Genomic DNA, 23916 nt, shown 5'->3' with positions numbered 1-23916 from the left:
GGTGTACTCACCGGACGGGTTCCTTGAGGAGGGAGGCGGGCTGTGCGGAGGCGACGGGCCGCGCGGGGGCCAAGGAGGCCAGCGGGAGTGTCACGGACACGACGGTTCCCTCGCCTTGTGCGGACTCCACCGTGAGCGTGCCGCCCGCCTGCCGGGCGCGGATGCGCATGGCCGGCAGCCCGTGCCCCCGCTCCCGGTCCGGTTGCGAGGTCAAGGGGCTGCCTGCGCCGGACGTACCGCCGGCCTCGTCCTCGCCGACACCGCGGCCGTTGTCGGCGACGTCCAACGAGACCTGGTCCTCCAGACAGGTCAGAGTCACCACGGCCCGGGTCGCCGCCGCGTGTTCGCGCACATTCGCCAGTGCCCCCTGGGCGATGCGCAGGAGCGCCGCCTCGACTCGTTCCGGCAGCCGGTCCGGCTCGCCGTCGAGCCGGAACTCCACGGTCAGACCCGGACGGCTCTCCCGTTCGGCGAGTACGGCGAGCGCGTCGGGGAGTGTGTGCTCGGCGAGATCGGCCGGCGCCAGGTCGTGTACCAGACGGCGGGCCTCCGCGAGGCTGCGGGAGGTGATCTCGGCCGCGTCGCGAAGGTGCACGCGGGCCGTGCCCGGGTCCGCCTGCCAGACGCGGTCGGCGGCCTGGAGCAGCATCCCTTGGCTGGACAGGCCCTGCGTGACGGTGTCGTGTATCTCCGCGGCCAGCCGCTGCCGCTCGGCCAGAACACCCGCCCGCCGTTCGGTGGCCGCGAGCTCGTGGCGGGTGCGGACAAGATCGTCTATCAGAAGGCGCTGCCGGGTCCCTTGGCGCTGGAGATGGACCAGTACGGCAGTGGCTACCGCGGCGACAGCCGGCGGAGCCACCACCATGTTCGGGTTGAGCGAGCCGTCCGCCACGCGTACCTGGGAGATCACGACCAGCGCGGTGAGCAGGGCCGACAGCGGTACCGCCACCCGCGGGGGCAGCGCGTGCAGACCGGCGAACAGCAGGGGCATTGCACACCAGGTGGCGCTCGGCGCGAGGACCAGCAGGACGACCCAGACGGCGGACACCGAGCCCAGCCAGAGCAGATGACGGGAGGTCGGAGGAGAGCCGGGGCGGGGCGGCGGAGCCAGGAAGCGGCCCAGGACGTAGAGCAGGCCGAAGGCCGCGAACAGCGCTACCGCCCACCCGGTGGGGGCGCCACCCTGGTCTCGAGTCAGGAAGCGGGCCAATGAGGAACCGAGCAGCAGGAAGAACGCGGCGTGCACGGTCGTGGCCAGCCAGCGCTCCTCCGGATCGGAGCGGTGCATCCCGGAGTGGTTCATCCTCCGTGTCTAACGCGCCGGGCCCCGGATCGCATCAACCGATCGGCTGACATGCGGACCGTCCGAATCGCCTCGGGACCGAAGCCCGTCGGCCGAACCGGACCCACCGCCAGCGCACCGATGCTGGTACCACGACCCGGAGCGCCACCCGCAGTCGCCTCTCCCGAAGCGCCGCCTGCGAGACATCCCTCCGCAAGCTCCACCCCCACCCGAACTCCACTCGGGAACCAGCCCCCTAGAAGGGTAGGAACGATCCCATGCCCGGCAGGAACCTCACTGTCAACCGCGCCACCCTCGGCCACCGCATCGGCTACGCCCTGCGCCACCCCGACCGGGTGCCCCGCCATCTGGCCCGCGCCACCCGAGACATGTGGCTGCGGCACCGCCACACCGACCACATCTCCTACTACCGGGCCGTCATGCGTTCCGACACCCGGACCAACCCAAACGCGGCGGTGGGCAGCAGCAGCCGTGAGCGGTGGCTCGCGCTCGGAGCCATGCAGTTCGACTACCTGATCGGCCACGGCCTGCGCCCCGAACACCGCATGCTGGAGATCGGGTGCGGCAACCTGCGTGGAGGCTGGCGGTTCATCCGCCACCTGGAGCCCGGCCACTACTACGGCATCGACATCTCACCCGACATCCTCCACGCCGCGCAAGAAACCATCGTGGACATGGGCCTGCGACAGCGGCTGCCCACGCTGACCCCGGTACGGGATCTGACGCTGCGCTTCCTGCCCGACGCCCACTTCGACGTGGTGCACGCGCACAGCGTCTTCTCGCACTCGCCGCTCCCCGTCATCGAGGAGTGCCTGGCCCACGTCGGCCGGGTGCTCACACCGGGCGGCTGGTTCGACTTCACCTTCGACCGTACAGAGGGCGAAGAACACCACGTCCTTCGTGAGGACTTCTACTACCGCACCGAAACCCTCCTCACGCTGGCCGCGCGCCACGGCCTGCGTGCCCGCTTCATGGACGACTGGGAGGCACTGCCACACGGCCAGTCGAAGATCCGTGTGACCCACGCCGCCCCGAACTGACCGCTGCGGGCCCGCGCACTTGCCACGTCAGCCCGAAGTAATTAGGTGATCCAGGCATCAGGGCGGAAGTGCACCGCCTCACCCCGATGCAGGCGCTGCAGGATGTTCTCCACTAGTACGGCACCCCAGCCGAAGTAGGCGTGGTTCCAGGCAATGTCGTCGGTGTGCACGATGGCGGAGTTGGGCACTACCTCGCGCAGCCGCTCGGCCAGGGTCGTCTTGCCGGCGCCGCCCCGGCCGTCGATCGTAATCACCTGCGGACGTCCGGTGACGTCGGGTGATGCATCGCACAGCTGCCGAACGGCGTCGAGCACGGTCACCACCCGCCAGCCAACGGCCTCGACCTCGCCTGGACGCAGACGCATCGGCACCCTGTCTCCCGAGGAGAGGACACGCGTCCGGCCAGCCCGGACGGTCCACCGGTCGCCTCACCTTATCGAGGTCCCGGTCGAGCGGCCACGTCCGAGTCGGCCGGCGACACTCGATCCGCTTCGCCAGCACCCCGTGCCGACCGCGGGATGGGTGGCGAGTGCCGTGGGGCACTGAGAACCACCAGACGGAGGACCGAGCGGTGGTGTCACCACGTCAGATCCCAAGCGACGAGGCCGGTTGAAGAGAGGTCACTGATGACCTCACTTCTCGCTGAGTCTGATCAGGCAGGAGCGGCCCGGGCGACTTCCGACCTCATGTCGCATCCACGGAAATGACACAGCCACCTGAGATGACCGGAAAACCCCCAGGTCACGACATCGGACGGCCCTCAGGCCGTCGAAATATTCCCGTGCCGTGCCACCGGTGGACGTGCAGACTCGCCCCATGGCGGATATGCAGGCGTTTCAGGATGCGGTCACCAGCTGGGCGACAGGGGGTCCCGACGGGCCGGCGCGCGATCTGGCGGAATGCCTGGGAGTACGGACCGCGGTCCTCCTGGAAGGGCTGAGCGATTTCGCGGCTGTCGAGGCGCTGGCTGCCCGGCGCGGCCGGGACCTGGCTGCCGAGAAAGTGTGTGTCGTGCCGATGGGTGGGGCGATGAGCGTCGGCCGCTATGCCAGGCTCCTCGGGCCGCCCGGCCTCGGTCTGCGTCTGACAGGTTTGTGCGACGAGGGGGAAAAGGGCTTCTACGAGCGCGGTCTGACGCGGTCACAGGCATCGCTCCAGGACATCTACGTATGCACCGCAGACCTGGAGGACGAATTCATTCGCGCGCTCGGCACGTCAGCAATCGAGGAGATCTTCCGCTCTGAGGGCGACTTCCGAGCTTGGCAGTCCTTCCAGTGTCAGCCCGCACAACAGGGCCGGCCCCGGCACCAGCAGGTGCGGCGCTTCCTCGGCACGAAGAAGGGCCGCAAGATCCGCTATGGCCGTCTCCTTGTCGACGCCCTCGCCCCGGACCGGACACCGCCCCCGCTCGATGGTCTCCTCGCGAGTCTGTGAGGGCGTGGACGGACGGCCGTCTCGCCCCGAACCGGTGGCAGGAGTACTTCCAGAACCTCTATCAGCTGGTGCGCGAGATGCCGGAGGTGTGAATCGAGTCCAGGGGGCGAGCGCCCCCGTGCGCGCGTTGGGTCTTGATCCCCCCGGGCGTCACCGCGCGCGGGCGGCCCGCGCCTCGCGCTCGTCGGCGATCCGGTCCAGTTCGCGCATCGCCTCGGCGTGGGCGCTCATCCGCCGACTGACGCTGCCGCTGGTGAACAGGACCGCTCCGGCCACGGACACCGGCACGGACAGTGCCAGCACGGCCACGGCCTCCGGCCAGTCGCGCTCGTTCTGGCAGTAGTCGCCGCGGCCCGGACCCTCGTTGGCCGTGCCGCGCTCCGTCATCAGCCGCGGCTCGCACTCAACGGGATACCGGTCGTCGGGCTTGCGGTCCACCTCGTACGGGGTAAGGAGCAGCAGGGTGCACCAAATCCACAGCAGCGAGGCCACGACCAGCAGCCCGATGCCCCAGGCTCGGGTCCGGTCGGCCCGGTCACGGAAGTCGAGGTCGTACTCACCTGATCGCACGACGGGTGAATCTATCAACGGCTTCCGCTGCGTGCGTCATAGTCCGGTGAGAGGCTGCCCAGCGGGCAGCGAGCAATCTCGACATGAAGAACGACAGCTCCGTGATGAAGACGGCGCACTTCGTCGCCGCCGATGGCTGGGAAGTCGACCTCTCGCTGTGGGCGGACGCTGCCGACTGCGGCCCGTGCCACCAGGGCAACGACTCGCGCTGACCGGACCCCCAGCGGGTCGCGTGGGGTCTCTGGCCGGCCTGAGACCCAGGCGCGCACAGGTGACATTTCGTCGATCCCGCCCGTCGTCGAGGCGCAGCCCGCAAAGGTGTGGCGGGTGACGACCGGCACCCCAGACCTCTGGCACCACTTCGGCCGCTCCCGCGCCGACAGCGACCGCACTGTCCCCAAGACGTTCCACTGGTCGTGGGGACAGAATTCCGGGCCGGGCCCTGAGATCCTGGGCGACCTGACCGGCCGATGCGTGGGCGACCTCGGCGCCGGGGCGGCCCGGCACGCCGCGCACCTGGCACTTCTGCACCAGCCCGCGCGGGTCATCGCGGTCGACGCCTCACCGGCCCAGCACGCCATGGCGCAGGATTTGTACGCGCACCTGGCTCCGCGCCTGCGCATCGTGCGCTCCGACGTGGTGGCCCACCTGCAGGCGATGAGCGACACGTACGATGTGCTGTACAGCGTCTTCGGCGCTGTGGACTTCACCGAGCCGCGCGAACTACTGCCGGCGGCGGCCACCGCGCTGCGGCCGGGAGGGCGCCTCGTGTTCGCGACGCTCGCTCACTACGTGTCCGGTGCTCCCGCCAAGGCCGACGTGGAGTCCGCCAACATCCCCGCGAAGACGCCGGACGGCGAGGCGGCCACCATGCGGCGCTGGGTCCTCCAGGAGCATGTGTGGACCAAGCTGCTCGACGAGGCCGGGTTCGCCGAGATCACCACCGACGTGCTGCCCAGCACCACCGAAGGGACGCGCACCGCCGACACGCTGCTGATGAGCGCGCACCGCCGCCCTTCGCCGGCGTAGCCGAGCCCGCAGGGATGGACACGCCGCGGCCACCGCAACCACAGCCTGGCCGAAGGCTTCGAGTGCCAAGGCGGGCTTTACCCAGGTGTTCCATAAGCGTCCCGGGCTTGTGAGACAAGACGCTGGCTTGCTGCCGTCGCTACCGCTGCTACCACCCTGCTACCACCTCTGTGTGACTTCCACGAAGAAGCAGACGCAGGTTCGGCTGGACGAGGGCGTGCTGGAGGCCTGCAAGGCCGCCGCGCGCTCCCGTCACCTGGACTACAACCGGTATGTGGAGCGGCTGATCGTCGAGGACACCACAGGTGCCCGCGCCGCTGGCATGGCAGCTGCCCAGCGGCTGATCGATGAGCACGGCGCGTTCCTCGACGGCTTGGAGCAGCAGCTCGACGCCCCTACGCCGGTCCGCAGCCGGGCGCCGCCGGGTGATCTTGCACGTCGACGAGTCTTGGATCCTCGAGGTAGCCGAGCGGGCCGGCGCCGTGACCCGGCCTGCGACGACTACGGCGTACCCATCGCCGCCGTCGCCCGCCACCGAGGCGAACTCCTCGACACGCCCCTCTACGACGGTCTCTTCGCCCGCGCCGCCGCCCTGGTGCACACCCTGGGCCGCTGCCGATGGCTGGAGGGCTCCAATCTCACCGTCGCCTGCGCCGCCGCCGTCATTTACCTCGAGGCCGGCAACATCCCCGTCAGCCCCACCCGCGAACAGCTCACCGCGCTCGCCCATGAACTGAACGACCCACGCTGCACCACCGCCCGGATCGCCTCCTTCCTGCCCACCTGGAAACCCTGATCCCGGACTGGATGGCGATCGCCTGCGGTGACGGCGACCGACAGGGTGAACGGGGCTCGAGGGGCGTAGCCGTGCCAGAGCTCAGTCCCGGCATGCGTCATACGGCTTTTCCCACAGCTGGGACGTGGCGCCCGCCCCCAGGACTTGTCAGGGATCACGGTTCCCAACTCCGACGCCCTGATCCTGGCGGTGCTCGATCCCCTACGCCAGTGTGACCATTCCACGCCTCCGCCGGCCGGGGCGCCGTCCGCGGTATGCGCCGCCCGGTCCGGTTCTCCCGGCAAGACGGCAGCACCGTGTGGCAGTAAGCCCCTGCCGCCAGGCCGTGGATGAGAACCCCGCGGAATTCAGCCGCCTCCAATCCGCACGCCGAGTCGGAGGCATCCGTAAGAGGAAGAGCGAAAGGCCGTTGCGGTGGGCCGCTCTCACGACCGACGCGCCGACCGTTGCCGATTCCACCGCTCAGTTAGGCGCGTCAGCGGCGGGCCAGGTCGCCGAGAGCCGCCGACGGCATCACTGCTCGGTCGCTCCAAGGGCCAGGTCGGCCGTCGCAAAGCGGTGTTCCGTCGGCTTCAGCACCTCATAGAGGTGGCTGAAGTACTCCGTCTCCGCGGTTCCGGTGAGCACCGCCAGGAGAAACGCCAGACACCCCATGTCGTGGTGCTCCCACAGGGGACCGCGTCCCTCGTTGTACAGCACAGTCCAGTCGTCGGGGGACTGCCCGGGCCGCGCCAGCCAATATAGGAACGCCCCCGTGCCCTCCTCGAATGCCCACGGCAGGACCCATGCCCCCGCCTCCTGCAGGCCGGCCGGTTTGTCCTCGAACTCCCACAGGTCCGCCAGGATCTCCTCCCGTTCCGTCCTCTGTGCGTGCAGGTCACAGTCGTCGTACGCGGAGTAGGGGGCGAGCAGCCAGATCGTCTCGTCAAAAATTCCGTCGCCGTAGATCTCGACGAGCTGCTTGTAGTCGGCGGGCAGAGCCGTGCCGAGGTCGCTCTCGGCTAGAGCCCAATCCACTGGAGGAGGTGACTCGGCGGGCGGTGGACAGAGTCGAACAAGCACGTCGAGGGCGATCATGAAACGGACGCTACCGCACACCGGCCAACCCCCGTATGGGGCGGCAGCCCGAGGGAAGACCCATAGCTCAGCCGACTGGCACCCGCCTGCCTGAGTGGAGTCACACTCCTCGCATGCTCGAATCCCAGTTCAGCAACTGAGGGAGAGGCGGTGGGTGGGGCAGAAGGGCAGAAGAACAAGCAAAACGCAAGCTCGACGGCGATGAGTGTGCCCTGCCCATACCGGCTGTCGGAGGAGGCCTACTGGCAGCTACTGGAACAGCTGGCCGACCTGTCCCCGGCCAGCCGCCTGGGCAACATGCGGCGGACGGTGACCCAGCTTCGACGAAGAGCGCCACCACCGCGACTGCGCTCATCTGGTTTCAGATTCAGCCCTACCTCCCAAAGGGATCGGCCGGTACGCCAGAGCCTGGCCGACTACCTCATCAGCCGAAAGCTCCCGCTCCGGCGGCCAGAAGATCAAGCCGCTGACATGACCAGACGGGCATGCCAGGGCTCTGTCCAGCCTGCCCAGCCAGCCGTCCACCTCGTCCTTTGAGGCGTAGTCCGCATCCATGATCCGCTGCACAAGCGCGGCCGCCTCCGCACGACTCATCTCCATAGGCCTCATCACGTCCCTCCACCAACTCACCCTAACTAAAGGCGTGATCGCCGGTTGTGGCCTCGTCCGATGCAGCGCAGCACTTGCATGGCCGGAGGAAACATGGCTCTTGCATGGCTCGCAGCGCCGTATCGGGGAAACGAGTGGCGGCTATACGCGCCTGCGGGTCGGCACGCTGTCGACCTTGCGGGCCTCCGGTGCACCGATGGGGCCTGCAGGGTCCATCGTGGCCGAACGGCGCCGGGAGTGGCAATGAGGGCAAGTGTCGGGAGCCGGCCGTCCGCGGAGCCTCACCCCTGCGATCAGGAACCCACAGACTCAGTCACGAAGCCTGACCCTCGTTTGCGGCTGGTGACACGGTTCTCACCATCCGATTCGCCGCAATCGCCACGACGGCCGGCACTACGATGCCGACCACGTTCCAGCCCAAGGTTGCGTACTCCAGCAGGAAGCCCCGGCGGAGCAGGGCCTGGCGAGAGGTCTCCTTCACATCGCTCACCGTGCGGGCCGCCCCCCCCGCAGCCCCGCACGGCCAGTAGCGGGGCAGAACCCTGAGTGTCAAGGAGACATCAGAAGACACGCACTTATTAGCCGGGCTGCGGCGTGGCGCCTCCCTCACCGACGCGCTCCGGGGCTGTCGGTTATTCGTGCAGTTGAGACACATCCATCGTCATGACCTGCAAAATCTCAACTGCACGCATAGAAACTGAGGTTGAGCCATCTGAGTGATTGAACTGCTATGAGGGGATGCAAGTGCTCCTGATGCTCTCGGTGGCAAGCCTGTGACCTGGGATGCCGCATCTCTATCGAGAATGTCTCAACTTTACGGATGGTTTCTTGGAGTTGGGGTCCTGTGGGGTGCGGAGAAATTGATCTTGGTTGGGGGAGTGGGGAGCCGCTCCGAGAGGGGCGGGCGGAGGCGTGGAGTAAGCAGGCGTTCGTCAAAGTGCACCCGAGCGGGGTGCTGTACCTCCGTAGCTGGCGAGGGTGGCGTCCCAGAAGTGGTGGCGGCTGGCCATGCACGGCCGTCCTGTTGGCACTGTCGGTCTTAGGGGGCTGCGGCAGTTGCGACCGACCACACCCGTGTGGCATTAAACGCAGGCGATTCGTCTCCGAACCGCCCCCGGCTGTCAGGGGCTCAAGGGGCCGAGACTTGGGAAAAGTCTCACGGCTAGGCCCAGCACCCGTCGATCCGCAGCGCTTTCGCCAGCGCAGCGGAAACACCCATCAGGTGATCACGGACCGGAGGAGGGGGCGGGTGCGCGCCTGCGGGCAGGCGACGGTTCGCGACCGGCGGCGCAGGCATCACGACGACGCACGTGCAGCGCGCCGGGTCGGTCTCGCCCCGGCGCGCACAAAAGGCCAGCGACCGAGTGGGAGGGCCCATTACGCTCCCTGAATGTCTGACAAGCGGCCTCCGGGCACGTTGGGTGTTGACCTGCGCAAGCCGGGACTTCGTCCCTGTGGGCTGTGCGGTGAGGTGCGCGGGATGACGAAGGCGCATGTGCCGCCGCAGGTAGCTGGCAACCGAGGCAAGGTGACCAGCGCAACCGTTCGGGTCCACAACAACGTACGCAGCGTGGGTCGGCTCGACGCGGGCGGCATGTGGATGCGCGGACTCTGCGGCGACTGCAACAGTCTCGCAGGACTGAACTACGACAGCGCTTATGGCGACTTCGCCAAGGCTCTGGACACCTACCAGCGGGCGCGCTCGCTCCTGTATCTTCCGCGGGCTGACCCAGCGCCGCCCGTACGCGTCGCACCAGGCCGGGTCGCCCGGTCGATCCTGATCGGTATGTTTGCCACCACTCCACAGCTGCGGGTGATGTTCCCGGGACTCGCCGTCGACCTTCGCGGGCGGCGCTCTCACATTGCGCTGCCCGACGGAGCCTCGCTGCGCATGGCCCTGTATCCCCTGAGGTGGACGCGCCTGGCCAGCATGTTCAACAACTACCGGGTGCTGCAGGCTGTACTACAATGTGTTCTCCGAGGTCTACTTCCGCCCGCTGGCGTGGGCCCTGATACCCAGCGACCGCGGGTACGACGAGCACATGGGCGAGTCCGTCTTCGACAACCTCGGATGGGCAACCGTGGACGCCTGGCTCCAGTACGGCGATGACGTCACAGGGGTCGATCTGCGCGACCTCTGCCGCCGCGGCATCCCCCACGTGCGGCACCCGCTGTCCGGGCACGAACAGGACAACTGGGTCCAGCTCTTCAACGACAAGATCACGGCCATCATCGAAGGCGAAATTCCAAGCTGACGCGCTGAGCCACGGGCGGGAACGGACAGCCCCCGGCTGGATAATGGCCGTCACGCTCGATCCACCCGCGTCCCGTCGGCCGCCGGGCGGGATACCCCAGGGGGTTCCAGCACGCTCGATGGCCGGCAGTCCACACCGCGCATGCCAGGAGAGCACGTTGATACAGCAGCAGTTCCCTTGGCAGCGGCGCGTGTTCGTGCTAGACGAGCCCCCTGCTCAGGGCCGTTACGGATGGCCGCCCAGCTACGCACAGGCTGGTGTGCCGCTGGCCCAAGAGCGGGCCACCGCGATCATCGTGTTGCGTGGCGAACGCGGCATGGGCAAGACGTACGCCCTGCGCCAGGAACACGATGCCCTCCTGTCCGCCGGTCTGCATCCCGCCTGGCTCGACCTGAAACGGTGCACCACGACCCGCAGGGCGCAGAGTCACCTGCAAGCAGCACTTACGCCCCCCACCGAACCAGGGGAGTGGCACATCCTCCTCGACGGCCTGGACGAGGGCCTCAACGACCTCCCCCAGCTGGACCAGCTCCTGCTGGAGGCGCTCGAGGATGTGGCCGAAGCAGACCGCGAAAGGCTTCGCCTGCGGATCACCTGCCGCAGCGCCCGCTGGCCGGCCCGGTTCGAAGAAGCCCTGCGCACAGACTGGCAACCCGACCAGATAAAGATCATGGGCCTGGCCCCACTAGGCCCCGACGACGTAGCCATCGCAGCTGAGATGGTCGGCGTGCCGGACACTGCTGCCCTGCTCGAGTCGATCCAGCAGCAGGGACTAGTCGCGCTGGCCACCCACCCGGTCACGCTGCTGCAGCTCCTCGACAACTACGCCCTTCACGCCCACCTGCCGGCAACGGTGCACGACGCCTACCTCCAGGCATGCCTGCGCCTGTGCACCGAGCACCGCCGCCCCACCAACCCGACCCAGCTCCAGGCGCAGGCATCACCCGAACACCTGCTGGCCGTCGCGGCCCGGCTGGCGGCCACGATGCAATTTGGTCCATACACCGCGGTGACCGAGGACGAATCCGGTACGCCGACAGACCTGCGCCTGTCACGGCTCGACGGCCTTAATGAACCCGGACACCTTGGCGGCAACGTCCCGTGCACCCTGTGGAATCTGCGGCAGGTCACCGAATCAAGCCTGCTGGTCCCGACCGGTGACCTGCGCTGGACCTTCGCCCACGACAGCTACCGCGAATTCCTCGCCGCGCACTTCCTGCGCATGCACCACTTGCAGCCGCACCCCCAGCGCCAACTGCTGTGGATCGGAGACGGCGAAGCCCGCCACATCATCCCCGCCCAGCAGGAAGTCGCCGCCTGGCGCACCACCAGCGACGCCACCCTCTTTGCCGACCTCCTGCGCGACGACCCCCTCGTCCTGCTCCTGGCCGACCTGCCCAGCCTGCCCGACACCGACCGAGAGCGCGCAGTTGACGCCCTGCTCTCCCTGCTCGAACGGGATGACACGGTAAGTCTCGACCACAGCCTGCTGCACCGCCTCAACCACTGCCGACTGGCAGACCAGCTGCGTACCCGCCTGCAGGAGCCCGGCGAGCCCCGTCTGACGTATGCGGTAGTCAGCATCGCCCGGGCCTGCCCCCACCCCGAACTCGCCGACGACTTGCTGGACGTGGCCGAAGACGCCCGCTACGACACAGGCGTGCGCACCGCTGCCCTAGCCGGCGTCACCGAGCCTACGCCGGACGCCCTCACCCGGATCATGGACCTGACCCGAGATCCCTCGCCCGAGGTGATCGCTGCGGCCCTGCGCCACCTCTATCCCGGCCATCTAACGGCGACCGGCTACCTCGACCGCATCCGCGACCCGGACCCGGCGTTCGTGGGCACAGCCTTCATCCTGCGCAATGAGGCACCGGCACAGCTCGACGGCAGCACCATCGCCGAAGCAGCCCAATGGGCCGGACGTGCCCTTCGCGCGGGAGATGCCCAGCCCACCAGCCCCGGCTTGGCCCTGGCCGTGCTGGCCCGTGCGGTCACTCTCAACGAGGACACCCCCGCCCTCGACCTCGTGCCCTTCATCGGCGAGGGACTGCTCGGCCTTGCCGACGACGAGGACCGCCTGCACAGCTCGCTCCTGCAGACCCCTCTGGAAGACCTGGCTCAAACTCTGGACAGCTGTCCCCAGACCCGGCGCCTGCTCGCCCGCCACATCCTGCAGCACGCCGAGGACGATCCCTTCTACACCGTGCTGGCCGGCATCCCCGGCGGCTCCTTCCTGCCCGGTGCCGACCTGCTGTACTGGATGGAGCACTGGGACCAGCTCACCGCCATCAACCCGGCCCGCGCCCAGCAGGCTGTCCGCTTCGCGCCCCCCGACGATCCTGAAACCAAGGCACGTGCCGATGCCGCGCGCCGCGCCCATCCCACGCTCGCCGAGGCCACGGCATTCTGGGAGACTTATCAACGCGATCAGCAAAAACGCGCTGCCCGGGCCGAAGCGCAACGGCAGCAACAGCGCTCTGATCCGGCCGCCCTGAGCACGGCCATCGACGAGGTTCTCGCCGCCCGCAGCCCAAGCGTCCTGACCGCGTGGAACGCCCTCCTGAACTGCCTGCGGCGCACGCCGGACGGCTCACCAGCGCAACATACCGGTGGCGTGTCCACGCTGGCCGCCCGGGCACCCTCACGTCCCGCCACCGGCACCGACCCCGCCCGGCGCCTCAGCCAGGCAGCCGCTCACCTCCTGAGCGAACTCCCCCCGCTGACCACAGCTAACTTCCGCCCAACCTCCACCGCCCGCCCGCCGTCCGCAGAACTCACCGCCTTCGCCCTCGTCGACAACCCGGCAGCACTACACGCCAGCCCCGAGCACTGGGCCGGCTGGGTCGTCGCCCTCGCCCAAAGCCCCGCCTACGATGACGAGGAACGCCAGCTACAGCGCGCCTGGATGCCACTGTGCGTTGCGCGTGCCGAAGACCAGCTGCCCCCGCTGCTGCTGGATACCCTCGACCACGTCACTGGCCAGACCCTGCGCGACCTGGTAAATGCCATGGAACGGGATCCCTCCCACAGGCTCCGAACCGTCCTGTCTGCCTGGGCACGGCACAGCGACCGCAGCCCCGAGCAGTGGTACGCCGTTCTTGACGAACTCGCGGCCGCCGAAGACCCCAACGCCCTGGGCCACCTGGTAGACGCCCTCGACGCCGATCCGCGCGGGCACGAGCCCGGCTCGCCGCCACGGCAACGCTGGCTTTTCGCCGCCCGTGCCCTGCTGCGTCACGACATCCTTCCTGACCACTGGCCCGCCCTGCGCCGCGGCTTGGCCGACGCCACAGTCTTGGCGGAGTACGGCAACCTGCTCACCGGCCTGTCGACCGGCCCCGATGGATGGCCCTTTGACCACCTCGACGACGACGCACTGGTCGATCTCTATGCTCTCCTTCTGAAGGACATCGGCATCGCACGCCTGCAACGGCCCCTGCGCAGTGGCTTCATCCAGGATGAAGACCGCCTCGTCGACTTGCTGCGCCACCTGCCGCGCATCCTCGCCTCCCGCGAAACCCACCACGCGGCAGCCGCCCTGCACCAGCTCGCCCAGGCCTACCCGCACGTATGGCAACTGCGCATGCTCGCCCGCGCCACCGCCCGCACGGCGGCGGACCACAGCATCCGGCCCCTCGAGCCCGAACAGCTGATCCGGCTCGTCACCGACCACCAGGCACGCCTCGTCCGCGACGCCCGCCAACTCCTCGATCTGGTCCGTGAATCTCTGGCCGCCCTGGAGGAAGACCTTCAGGGCTACAACGGAACGGCCGTCACCCTCTGGAACCGTAACCAGCACCGCTTCAACTCCAGTACCCAGTGCTGGCCCTGCTGGGAAGACGACCTCAGCGACGCCGTCGCCTCCTTCCTGCGCCGTGACATCGGCGGCCACCGCGTCGTCGTCAACCGGGAAGTCCAGGTACGACGCGACGGCCTGCCCGGCTGCGCCACCGACGTCCAGATCGAAGCCCCCGCTTCTCCCGACACGGGCCAGCACACCCTCAGAGTCATCATCGAGGCCAAGGGATGCTGGAACCCAGAGCTGCCCACCACCGCCCGAACCCAGCTGCGCGCCTACCTCAGCGAACCCGACACCGCGGGCCTGCTCCTGGTCGGCTACTTCGACTGCACGCGCTGGAACACCAAGAAGCGCAGCTGCCCCGCGACCAACCACGGCATCGACGACGTCCGCCGCGAGCAACACGAGCAGGTACGTCAACTGACCCACGAGGGCACACTGCTGGCCGCAGCGCACGTACTGGACTGCCGGCTGCCTAGCGAGGACAGCGACTGGCGCAAGACGACTGACGATATGGCGTAGACGCCCGGCCTGCCGCGGCAGTCCTCAACTCGAGCCGCGCGCCCAAGCCGTCCGCACGTGGCGAGAGGGCAGGACCGCACCGTGAAACATCACCATCGTCAAGGCACCGCAGGTCCGGCTGGCGCCCACCAATCTGACCCATCCCAACAGCCTGCGTCTGCGGGACCGCGCTGTCCCGCGGCACCACCCAGACCAGCGCCCGTAGCGTCGCCACGCACAGGTTGGGGCCGCCGCGGACGAAGCCAACGCACCTGCACCGGCCCCCTCCAGCACACCCCTTGTGGCCCATCCGGAGACCGGGGAGAGGCGGGCGGGCAAGGAGGGATCCCGCGCTGGGGCCTGCGTGTGTCGGCAAGGGGCGTACGCTCATAGTCGTCGCTCGCTGGATGGGGCGCTCGTTGATGGGCGTGGACAGCAGTATCCCGCTGAGCCGTTCCTCCGCTTTCAGCGGGGGGCGGCGGCCTGCCATATGAGTGACTGCTTCTACCGGCAGAAGCAGCTGATCGTCTCCTGTCAGATCCCGCCTTCCCCCGGCTGCCACGTAGGTGCTGCCAGCCCAGGCGCAGTGTGGGAGGCGGTCATCGACGCCGACCGGCTGCCAGCACGTCGGACGGGCGTGAGGTGAGCGGATCCGCATTCCGCTCGGCCGAGGAGGCGCGCGAGTGAGTCTTGCCGGGCCTGGGCCTTCGCGGTCTGGCATCTCGCGTTGTCAGAGGGCGGGATTAGGCTCCGCGTGTGATGATTCCTGCACCTTCGCAAGCTGATCTCGACTGGGCCATATCCATGGCCTCACGGCATGGCAGCCATGCAGAGGTTCACGGCGCAGGAGTGGCCGAGTTGGCTGCGGCGCGGGGCGTGCTGCGCCGCGCAGAGACCGGTGAGAGCGTCACGAACGCCGTGCTGCTGGCCGCCCACGATCTACTGCACACGCGGGTGCCGCCCCAGCTCGGTGACAGCAGCCTGCGGCGCCTCGCCGAATTCCTCGTCGGCAGGGGAGTGGTACCCAAGCCCGGCGACTACGAGGGCCGGTGGTGGCTGTGGTGGCCCAAAAGCGGCCGCGGCCCCTGCCGCGACTGCGGCAAGATCCGCTCCCTGACCCGCTATTCGGCCCGATTCGCAAACGAGTACCGCTACCTGTGCGCACGCTGTCGCGGCGCTGAACGCCAGCACATGGCCCACCAGGCTGACAGACTGCTGGGGCGCCAGCCGACATCGGTACCCGCGCCCGCCCCCCTCACGTCGCCCATCGAAGCACCAGCGGTAGGCACAAGCACGCCCTCTCCCTCAGGTCGCGACTGGGAAAACTACGCGACCCGGCTCGAGGAGCTGCTGGGAGCACTGGACTGGGCAGGATTCGACCTGCCGGAAGAGTGGGACACCGACTTCGACCCGCAGGAAGGCCCCCTGCTGTTCGCCACCCTCTGGCGCGGCGACGGCGGCCTGGACGTTCAATACGAACCTCACCAGCAGACCCTGCACCTGCAGCCCTTCGACGATGTGACGGGGGACTGGCCCGAGTCCTACTCCCTGCTGGAAGACGGCATCGCAGTTCCCGTCGCCCCATCGGGGCAAGCCATCACCGCCGTCGCTGCCGCCGCCGGACAAGCCGGGCTGCTCGACGCCACCCACGTGCAGGTTGCCGAGGCCGCACCGCCCGAGGCCAAGCAGGAGTTCACCCTGCGCAGAATGCGCCGGATCTTCCAGCCAGCTGCCGACTTCCGGCAGCTCCCGCTGCCCGCCCTGCTCCGGGAAGTCACCGAGAACGAAAGGCTCAACGCCTACCTGGAGTGGGTGGTCGACATGACTGGCTGGGACGTCGCGCCCGACATCGTGCCCGACGCGGCCGCCCTGGGCGTAGCCGCCTGGTGCTGGCGCAACAACACCGCAGTCGAAGACCACCACCTGGACACAGACGTACAGATGGCGCGCGTCAACATCGCCGTCACCCGCATCACCCGACAGCACGTCTGCCCATGGGCGGGCATCGATTGGGACAGCATCAAGAACGCCCTGATGGACCCGCAATGGGCCCTGCCCGACGGCACCCCAATCTGTTCACTGTTCGGCCCGGGCTGGACGGAGGTAGCCGCCACCGTCACGGCGGAACTCGACCGCTGGCGCCACCTCGACCACGAGGTGCTCGGCCCTCAGACGACGATGATCCTTATGAGTATCGGCGGCTCCACCAGCTACACCGACTCCTGGTGGGGACAAGGACGCTGGCTCAGTATGTGCCGCCGCGTCATCGACGACGCCACGACTGCCGGCCTGTCTCTGCCTCCGCCCTACGACCAGCGCGGCCCCGATGCCCTGCTGGCCGACCTCGATGCCCCCGACGAGGTCCCCGCCCCGGTTCTCGGCTGGCTCATCGACTTGCCGGATGCCGGCGTCCATGGGCCTCGCGGGCTGCGCATGCACCACGTCACCCGACCTAACCGGCACAGTTGGGACCCGTACTGGCTCACCGAGTCGTGACAACCCCTGACTCACGGTCCGATTGCCCAGTCCCAGTCACCCCAGTGGACCTCGGCCGCCACGTGGGCCCAGTACCCCGTGCCCGGCGTGGCGGCCAACACTGCGGGCCTGCGGCTGCAGTTCGGCCCTTGAGCCGACCACGGTCGGCGAGGAGTCCAGAGTCCCGGTCCCGGCGCTGCTGCACGTGGCGTGCGGCGACAGCGTCAGGGTCCTGGTCCGGGGCCTGAAAGCGGAGACGCGCTTTGGGGCACTCGCCTGCAGGTCCCAGGGGCCCTGCATCATACGAACGAACGCTTCACCCCAGTGACAGGAAGTAGCATGCTCGATTTTCACGAGTTGGCGTCGGATGGCGAGGACCTGGAGCAGATGGTCCGGGAACTGGCCCTGGCTCTCGGTTACCGGGCCAGGTGGTCCGGCCGGGGTGCGGACGGCGGGCGCGACCTCTTGCTGGAGGAGCCGGGGGACGCCCTACTGGGGGCGAAAACGCGCAATTGGGTTGTCTCGTGCAAGCACATGGCTCACGCCAAGGGCGGTGCCGGACGCTCGGTCAACGGTGAGGACCTCGGGAGTGCTGGCGGCATCGTGGACGCCGTCGCCCAGCATGACGCTGACGGCTTCCTTCTGGTCTGCTCCACCCAGCCCTCGAGCGCTCTGGTCTCTCGGCTGGAGGCGATCGAGCGGGGCAAGGGCGTGCACACCCATGTCTGGGACGGGGTGGAGCTCGAGCGCATGCTCACCACCCCCCGGGGCTGGGCGGTGGCCCAACGGTTCCTCCCCGTGAGCGCCGAGGCCAGCGGGTGGAAAATCTTTGCCACGAGTGAGCCGAACCGTTTCATCGGCATCACGCAGGGCTTCTACCTCCGCATCGCTAACCGGCACGGGAGCGCCCTCGGGTTCCAGCTCGGCAGTGTCACCGAACGTCTGGACCGAGCCGCCTCGATCGAACTGCCCGTCGGGCACGAGATCCGTCCCCGAGGCGTCTTCTACGACGACAAGAACGGCGGATTCAGCTGGTACTTCGACTACCTGTACGGCCCTCGCGGCTGGCGGCATGAGGAGATCGAACCGCCGATGGAAGAGAGCACGCTGCTTCAACGGCTCGGCGACGGCGGGGTGACCTTTGAAGACGGGCAATTCGACCACTTCGAAATCGTCTTCAGGCGGGTCTACCGCGGAAGCGACACCTACGATGCCGACCACTACGGGTACTACGAGCATGTCCCCAGCTACGTCTAGGATAAGCCGATCCTGCCACGGAGTTCTCCGTCTCGGCGCGTGAGGCGCTGAAGGCATCGCAGCCGGTCTCCTGCAGGCCCTTCCGGCTTACGGCACCTGACGGCCACACCCTAGAGCAGTACGCCGGTGCCGCCGCCTGTGGCGAGAGGGAGCGTCGGCCTGGTGAGGCGACGGCTGCAAGCGTGTTGACCGCGCGGAAGCCTCAAGGGTGGCCCACGCAGATGTGCCGTTCCACAGGCTGATCTGGTGTCCGCCGGCCACGGCCAGCATCGGCCCGTGAGACGTGCGGGGGAGTGTCCATGATGCGGGCCGCGCCCCGGCCGGGCACGGGACTTTCGTCCAGAAGTTCTCCGGAGTGCGAGCCTTCACCCCACCCCGCCTCTCAAAGGACTCGGCGCCAGCGAAGACCTCATCCGCCGTTTGGTCAGCCACGACACCGGCCTGCTCAACCTGATCGACCAGCACCTGGCCCAGCGCTTGGGCCGCCCTCCCGGCCGGGGACGCAGCGGCAACAACTGTGTCTAACAGACACGATTCCCGGCCGGCCGCCACCACCCGCCTGCCGGCCTGCGCAAACTGCGCAAGCACGCTCCTCACCTGCTGCCTCAAGTCACCTCCGGCGACCTCAGTGTCAACAAGGCCCTCATCGAGGCCGGGCTGAGGGGAGCGCACCATCTCCGTCCCGGTCTCCCGCCCGGAAAAGACCGCAGACGTCCAGAGACGGCACCTCGCCCCTGACCAGCTGGCCGCTCTGGCAGCACTCCTCGCCCCCGCACACACCCAGTAGCAGCAAGGCCGCGACTGAGACCCGCAACCACCACCCGGCCGAAAACGACCCGTGCCGCGACCGTGCCGCACACCCCCGCAATGGACGACGTCCCGGCTCGGCACTGGCGCTCCACCCATGCCTGCGGGGATTCCTAGGCCCGCTTGCAGGCATTGGTCCGCCAACTGATCGCCAGACAGGGTGAGTTCACTCAACTTCACTTTCCCCCGCATGGCGCTTGTGCCCTTAAAGTGATCACGACCGGCGCCAGGGCCGCTCAGTCCGGCTGGCGTCCGCTGTGACGAACTCCCTGAACAGGACAGCCATGGGTGCATTCGAGGCCATCGACGAACTCATCGCCACTGCTCGCATCCCGCTCCCCGCCCCCCGGCCTGCGGCGCCGTATACGCCAGCAGCTCCACCTCGCCGCCGACCAGGTCGCGCAGGCCTGCGGCGCGGGGCGCCTCAGCCTCCTGGATGACGGGCCTGAACGGACTCACGCAGGCCGAGTTGCCCATGGACACCAGCCCACCGGCAGCAGCCGACGGAGTCCTCCGCATCACGCAACCCTGCGTCCTGTGCGGTCACCCGGCCCATCAGCAGGTCGCCGGAACCTCACCCCCGAAGACTCGTACTCCACGGCGGTTCTTCCCCTGCTAGGTGAACGGTGCCTTAGGTCCATGCCCTGGGCCGCTTGTCTGTCCGAGGGAGGGTGGGCGGTGTCAGATGGTGCGGCTGCGGCCGATGGCCAGGGATTCCAGCAGCTCCTCGGTGATGCGCTCCTGCTTGTTCCAGATCGCTTTCTGGGCGCCCTGGCTGACGAGCTGGGACAGGGCCCGCAGGTAGCCCTTGGTGCGGCGGTGCAGGTATTCGTGCAGGTTGGTCAGGTCGTCCGGCTGGTGGTGGTGCAGGCACAGGTTCTTGTCGAACTTGCGGACGATCTTCGTGAACAGTTTGTGGCCGTCCGTGTCGTAGCCGATCCGGCTGGTGCGCAGGGTGGCGTAGTCGCCCCAGATCTCCTCGTTGTCGGCCAGGGCGGTTTCCCGGTCCCGGGTCAGGGGGTCGACGATGGAACGGGCGGCCCGTCCGGCGAAGAGGAAGGTGGCGCCGGTGCTTTCACTGATCTCTTCCAGGTAGGCGAACGACTCCTCGGCGTCCGCGCCGGCCCGCAGCTGCTCGATGCCGTCGATGAGGACCAGCAAGGTGGAGCTGTTGCGCATCACATGGCAGATGGAGCGGGTGGGGTCGCTGCCGCCGTCGTGCTTGAGGCCGAGGAAGGAGGCGAAGGCGGCCGGCCAGTTCCGCCGTCCGCCGCGGGCCAGGGGAGGCACCCGCAGCGCGATCACCGGGATGCGGCTCTCGTCCGGCTCATACAGGCGGGCGATCTTGTTCTCGTAGTGGCGGCCGATGTACTGCAGGATCTCGGTCTTGCCGGTGCCGCGGGGGCCTTCGATGATGACGCCGGTCTTGCCGTGGATGCGTTCCCGGTTGGCCAGCAGATGCTCGTGGACGACGACCAGGGCCCGGCCGATGGCGGGGGTGACCACGGTCGGCATCAGGGCGTGATAGCGCAGCCGCAGGTCGTTGTCGGCGACTTCCGTGCCGGGCGGCGGGCTGTCGGCCAGGTCGGGCCGGGTGCGGTCCAGGGTGGCGAAGGTGCGCCAGTTGCTCAGGGTGTTCAGCCATACCGGCCGGGGCGCGGTGAACACCGGCGTGGGGGCGGGCGAGTCGATGAGCAGACGGATGTCGTCGTCTTCGATCTCCTCGATGACCGGTGGCTGCGTCATGGCCTGTCCTCCTGCGGGGGGTTGGTTTCGGCGGGCAGGTCCAGCAGGTGACGCGCGGCGCTGTCGAGGCTGTCGTCCAGGTCACCCAGATCCGCCAGGAGCGAGGACACTTCGGTGTCCGCGCCGCCCGGAGCGTCCGGTCCGTGGGCGGGCCCGGGCGCGATCTCTTCTTCCGCGGGGGAGTACAGGCTCGGCTCGTCCAGCTCCAGCACCGTCAAGGGTCCCAGCGCGTCCAGGTCCAGCGCCTCCGCGTCGGCGAACGGGTCGAAGACGCCGTCACCGGACGGCGCCCATCCGCCATCCAGCCCCGGCACGGGCGCGTAGCCGTCGGGCACGCTCACCACACCCGGGTCGTCCGGACCCTGTCCCGCCCGCTCCAGCAGGTCGGCCAGGACCTGCGCGATGGCTTCGTCCTGCGTGTGGCGGCCGCCGCGCGCCACAAACTCCGCGGTGGCCGAGTCCCACAGGTGCTGTGTCCACGGGGCGCCGATCAGGTGCTGGTGCTTGAAGACGGCAGTGATCCACTCGCCGGAGCGGTGGTCGCGCAGCCACACCTGCTCGGGCGTATAGGGGTTGTAGCGCAGCTCCCACCCGTCACGCTTCTTGCCCTTGAGCCCCGACGGCGTGTTGCGGACCTCCTCGAGTTCCCCTTTGAAGTTGTCGTAGGTGCGGTTCTTGAACCGGATGCCGTCATCGCGCACCCCGACCCAGGCGGTGGGCAGCAGCTGGAGGTAGTCCGCAAAGCCCAGCGGGATCGGCAGGTAGCCAGCCGCCTGCACGCCCGCGGCGTACATCTGGTTCGGAGTCAGCGGCGGCAGGTTCGGCTCGTAGGGGCTGCGCAGCTCCTCATGCGGCCGTGCCTGCCAGCCGACCGCGATCCACTCCTGCAGCAGATCGTCCAGCTCCTGCAGCGTCCACAGCCGGTCCGGATCGATCTCTTTCCCGCGGCGGCTGAAGTCCCGCCCGGTGTAGGAGTTGACGTGCTGGCTGAACAGCGACTTGATCGACTCGAAGGTCCGCTCGACGATCGCCTTGTCGGTCGGGGTGCGCTTGCGCGCCGGACGCACAGAGATCCCGAGGTAGGAGCAGGCGTCGAAGAAGGTCTGCCCGGTGAAGACCGTGCCGTGGTCGATCACGATCGTCTCCGGAATGACGACCGGCCGGGCCGCGGCGTGCTCCATCCGCGCGTCGACTTCCAGCAGTTCCTCGTACGGCAGATCCGAACGGGCCGCGGACGCGGCCGCGTCGAAGCCGGGCCGCATCGGGGCCGGCACCATGCACAGCGCCAGCAGCAGCGAGGCGTCCACTGCCTTGGTGGCCCGCCCCTTGCTGGTGCCGGTGCTCAGCAGCGCCCTCGTCTGCTGCCGGGTCTTGCGCCGGCCAGCAGTCTTGGGCCGCAGCACGACGGCGATGATGCTGCGCGTGAAAACGTCGATGGCCGCCGTGAGTTCCACCTGGGTGGGCTGTCCGTCATCGCCCAGCACTTTGACATCCAGCGCGGTGGAGTCGATCTGCACGAGCTCGCCCGGCGCGGTGGCGGTGGTCACAGCAAACGGCGGGGCCGGGCGGTTGAGACGGTCCTTGCGGCGCCGGGTGGGATCCCGCAGCTGCAGCGCGTCGATCCCCAGCCGCTTCAACAGCGCGTACAGCGTGGGCTCGGCCGGCACCTTCACGCCGGGGCCCAGCCTGGCCCGTGCCGCGCGCCGCAGGTTCTTGAACAGCGTGCGGGCGTCGGTGGCGGCTTCTTCTTTCGCCTGACGTTCCTGCAGCGCCAGCAGCAGGTCCACCACCCGAGCATCGGTGCGCCCGTTCACCGTTGTCTGGCGGGTACGCCGCTTATCGATGAGCCCCCAGATGTCCTCGCGAAGAAAGGCCAGCCGCTTGCGCTGGACCGTCTTCCACGACACGTTCCACCCCAGCACGGCACGCAGCTCGGCGGCCTTGCGTTCATAGCGCTCGACCAGAGTGAACAGCTCCGGGTCATAACCTTCCCGCGGTCTGCTGCCCTCGGGGACCTCCGGCAGCAGACCGGTGTCGACCTCGATGACGTGCCGCCGCCACATCCGTGCTTCATGGGCGCACTCGGCGCTGACCCCCTCCAGCATGGACCAGTTCGGCAGCGGCTCCGCCGACACCGGCCGGCCCGACCGGTCGAGCACGGCGAAGTCCTCGGCCGCGGCCAGGAACTGAATCGGCACCGACACCGCAGGCGCCGTCCCACCCGGGGCAGGCTCCAGATGCACCGTCGTACCCGACAGGGCCGAGACGCCATAGTGGCTGCCCAGCCAGCGCACCTGGTCGCCGGACGCCAGAATGCCGCGCGGCGCCAGGCCGGCGGCCGGGGGCCGGCTCTCCGGCACCACGCTCACGCTGTCTCCCCCTCAAGGGGCTGCCCCATCGCCGACGGCATCCGGCCCGACAATCTGATCACACTGCTCGGGCCCATGGCCTTGTTCCACTCCATGCCCAGCTCCTGCCGCCACAGCAGGTGATACAGGCGCGGCAGCGTCGACAGCCGCGGCAGCCCCGTCGCCCGTACCCCCTCCTCCAGCCCGCAGGGAGTCCGGAACGCGGCCTTCAGAGCCTGCTCGACCTCCCGGTCGCCGCACCGCGGGTGCCGGTAACGCGACACCCACCGCAGATTCGCCAGCGCCATAGGTCCCGGAATCCGCGGCATCCCCAGCTCCCAGCCCGCCTCCTGACAAGCCTGGCGCAGTACCTGCTGCTGACGCTGCCACCGCGGACTCGGCCCGCTCGCCGGAGGGCAGGCAACGACCAGCGTCGCCCCCTGGTCCGTGCGCACGAAGAAGTCCGGCACGACGCTGCGCTCCCGGCCCCGCGCACGCCACTTGATCTTCGCGGACCATGCGGTGAACTCCGTCACCGACGGGTTGAAATCCAGCAGCATGGCCACCGCCAGCACGTTCATGGACCGGCAGCCCACATGCTTGCCGGTCGTGGCGGCCCACCACCAGGTAGCAATGCTGCGCTGAGAAGGATGCCGGGCAGGACGCCACACCTCGCCCCGGCGGGTGAGCGGAACAGAGCCCGCACAGGCGACGGGGACCGTAATGCTCCTGCTGCCGTCCTCAACGCGGTGGACGACCTCCAACGCTGCAGTCACCGTGGCCCTGGCCCCTTTCCGTGCACCCCAGTGCTGGTCAACTGCCCACCCCATGGATCGAGTTGACTCTAGGGCCGGGTGAACGCCGCAG

Annotated in this window: 17 protein-coding genes and 1 pseudogene; 9 read left to right on the top strand and 9 right to left on the bottom strand. The window is 68.7% G+C overall.

Annotated features, from left to right (window positions below):
• Positions 1-7: 7 nt before the first annotated feature.
• Positions 8-1303, bottom strand: coding sequence for a sensor histidine kinase (locus RFN52_RS00390; RefSeq protein WP_311240835.1), 1296 nt, complete (start codon positions 1301-1303; stop codon positions 8-10).
• Between the two features lie 257 nt (positions 1304-1560).
• Here RFN52_RS00390 and RFN52_RS00385 point away from each other — a divergent pair, with 257 nt between their 5' ends.
• On the top strand, positions 1561-2343 hold the full coding sequence (locus RFN52_RS00385; protein ID WP_184854643.1) for a class I SAM-dependent methyltransferase: 783 nt from the start codon (positions 1561-1563) through the stop codon (positions 2341-2343).
• 41 nt (positions 2344-2384) lie between these two features.
• Here the strand turns inward: RFN52_RS00385 and RFN52_RS00380 are convergent, their stop codons facing one another.
• Positions 2385-2714, bottom strand: a complete 330-nt coding sequence (locus RFN52_RS00380; protein WP_311240834.1) for a hypothetical protein — start codon at positions 2712-2714, stop codon at positions 2385-2387.
• A gap of 445 nt (positions 2715-3159) precedes the next feature.
• On the opposite strand from RFN52_RS00380, the gene RFN52_RS00375 reads away from it, so the two are divergent.
• Positions 3160-3777, top strand: coding sequence for a TOPRIM nucleotidyl transferase/hydrolase domain-containing protein (locus RFN52_RS00375; protein ID WP_184854644.1), 618 nt, complete (start codon positions 3160-3162; stop codon positions 3775-3777).
• A gap of 150 nt (positions 3778-3927) precedes the next feature.
• Here the strand turns inward: RFN52_RS00375 and RFN52_RS00370 are convergent, their stop codons facing one another.
• On the bottom strand, positions 3928-4347 hold the full coding sequence (locus RFN52_RS00370; protein ID WP_184854645.1) for a hypothetical protein: 420 nt from the start codon (positions 4345-4347) through the stop codon (positions 3928-3930).
• Between the two features lie 83 nt (positions 4348-4430).
• Between RFN52_RS00370 and RFN52_RS00365 the strand changes: the two genes are divergently transcribed.
• The 3 genes and pseudogenes from RFN52_RS00365 to RFN52_RS00355 all read left to right on the top strand — a co-directional run bounded on the left by RFN52_RS00365 (position 4431) and on the right by RFN52_RS00355 (position 6172).
• Positions 4431-4559 carry a hypothetical protein gene (locus RFN52_RS00365; protein ID WP_311240833.1) on the top strand — a complete coding sequence of 43 codons (129 nt, stop codon included), beginning with the start codon at positions 4431-4433 and terminating at the stop codon, positions 4557-4559.
• A 115-nt stretch (positions 4560-4674) separates the two neighbouring features.
• Positions 4675-5376 (top strand): class I SAM-dependent methyltransferase, encoded by a 702-nt coding sequence (locus tag RFN52_RS00360; protein WP_229857035.1) that lies wholly within the window; start codon positions 4675-4677, stop codon positions 5374-5376.
• Positions 5377-5801: 425 nt separating this feature from the next.
• Positions 5802-6172: pseudogene (locus RFN52_RS00355) on the top strand (fic family toxin-antitoxin system, toxin component).
• Positions 6173-6685: 513 nt separating this feature from the next.
• Here the strand turns inward: RFN52_RS00355 and RFN52_RS00350 are convergent.
• Positions 6686-7189 (bottom strand): SMI1/KNR4 family protein, encoded by a 504-nt coding sequence (locus RFN52_RS00350; protein WP_184854647.1) that lies wholly within the window; start codon positions 7187-7189, stop codon positions 6686-6688.
• Positions 7190-7600: 411 nt separating this feature from the next.
• Positions 7601-7849, bottom strand: coding sequence for a bacteriocin immunity protein (locus RFN52_RS00345; RefSeq protein ID WP_229857036.1), 249 nt, complete (start codon positions 7847-7849; stop codon positions 7601-7603).
• A 1979-nt stretch (positions 7850-9828) separates the two neighbouring features.
• Between RFN52_RS00345 and RFN52_RS00340 the strand changes: the two genes are divergently transcribed.
• The 4 genes from RFN52_RS00340 to RFN52_RS00325 all read left to right on the top strand — a co-directional run bounded on the left by RFN52_RS00340 (position 9829) and on the right by RFN52_RS00325 (position 18148).
• Positions 9829-10113 (top strand): hypothetical protein, encoded by a 285-nt coding sequence (locus RFN52_RS00340; protein WP_311240831.1) that lies wholly within the window; start codon positions 9829-9831, stop codon positions 10111-10113.
• A gap of 157 nt (positions 10114-10270) precedes the next feature.
• Complete coding sequence (locus RFN52_RS00335; protein ID WP_311240830.1) at positions 10271-14437, top strand: NACHT domain-containing protein; 4167 nt, start codon at positions 10271-10273, stop codon at positions 14435-14437.
• A gap of 735 nt (positions 14438-15172) precedes the next feature.
• Positions 15173-16912 (top strand): hypothetical protein, encoded by a 1740-nt coding sequence (locus RFN52_RS00330; RefSeq protein WP_184853760.1) that lies wholly within the window; start codon positions 15173-15175, stop codon positions 16910-16912.
• 318 nt (positions 16913-17230) lie between these two features.
• The gene (locus tag RFN52_RS00325; RefSeq protein WP_184853761.1) at positions 17231-18148 is read left to right on the top strand and encodes a restriction endonuclease; all 918 of its coding nucleotides are present in this window, start codon (positions 17231-17233) and stop codon (positions 18146-18148) included.
• A gap of 1119 nt (positions 18149-19267) precedes the next feature.
• Here the strand turns inward: RFN52_RS00325 and RFN52_RS00320 are convergent.
• The 4 genes from RFN52_RS00320 to RFN52_RS00305 all read right to left on the bottom strand — a co-directional run bounded on the left by RFN52_RS00320 (position 19268) and on the right by RFN52_RS00305 (position 23879).
• The gene (locus RFN52_RS00320) at positions 19268-19474 is read right to left on the bottom strand and encodes a hypothetical protein (RefSeq protein WP_184853762.1); all 207 of its coding nucleotides are present in this window, start codon (positions 19472-19474) and stop codon (positions 19268-19270) included.
• 162 nt (positions 19475-19636) lie between these two features.
• Positions 19637-20701 (bottom strand): AAA family ATPase, encoded by a 1065-nt coding sequence (locus RFN52_RS00315; protein ID WP_184853763.1) that lies wholly within the window; start codon positions 20699-20701, stop codon positions 19637-19639.
• A complete protein-coding gene (locus RFN52_RS00310) occupies positions 20698-23070 on the bottom strand; it encodes an integrase (protein ID WP_311240829.1) in 2373 nt (790 codons plus the stop codon). The genes RFN52_RS00315 and RFN52_RS00310 overlap by 4 nt, the downstream gene beginning before the upstream one ends.
• The gene (locus RFN52_RS00305) at positions 23067-23879 is read right to left on the bottom strand and encodes a TnsA-like heteromeric transposase endonuclease subunit (RefSeq protein WP_311240828.1); all 813 of its coding nucleotides are present in this window, start codon (positions 23877-23879) and stop codon (positions 23067-23069) included. The genes RFN52_RS00310 and RFN52_RS00305 overlap by 4 nt, the downstream gene beginning before the upstream one ends.
• Positions 23880-23916 lie beyond the last annotated feature (37 nt).

Origin of the sequence: Streptomyces collinus, from assembly GCF_031348265.1 — a bacterium.
GTDB classification, from domain to species: Bacteria; Actinomycetota; Actinomycetes; order Streptomycetales; family Streptomycetaceae; genus Streptomyces; species Streptomyces collinus.
This window is presented reverse-complemented; position numbering and strand designations above follow the sequence as displayed.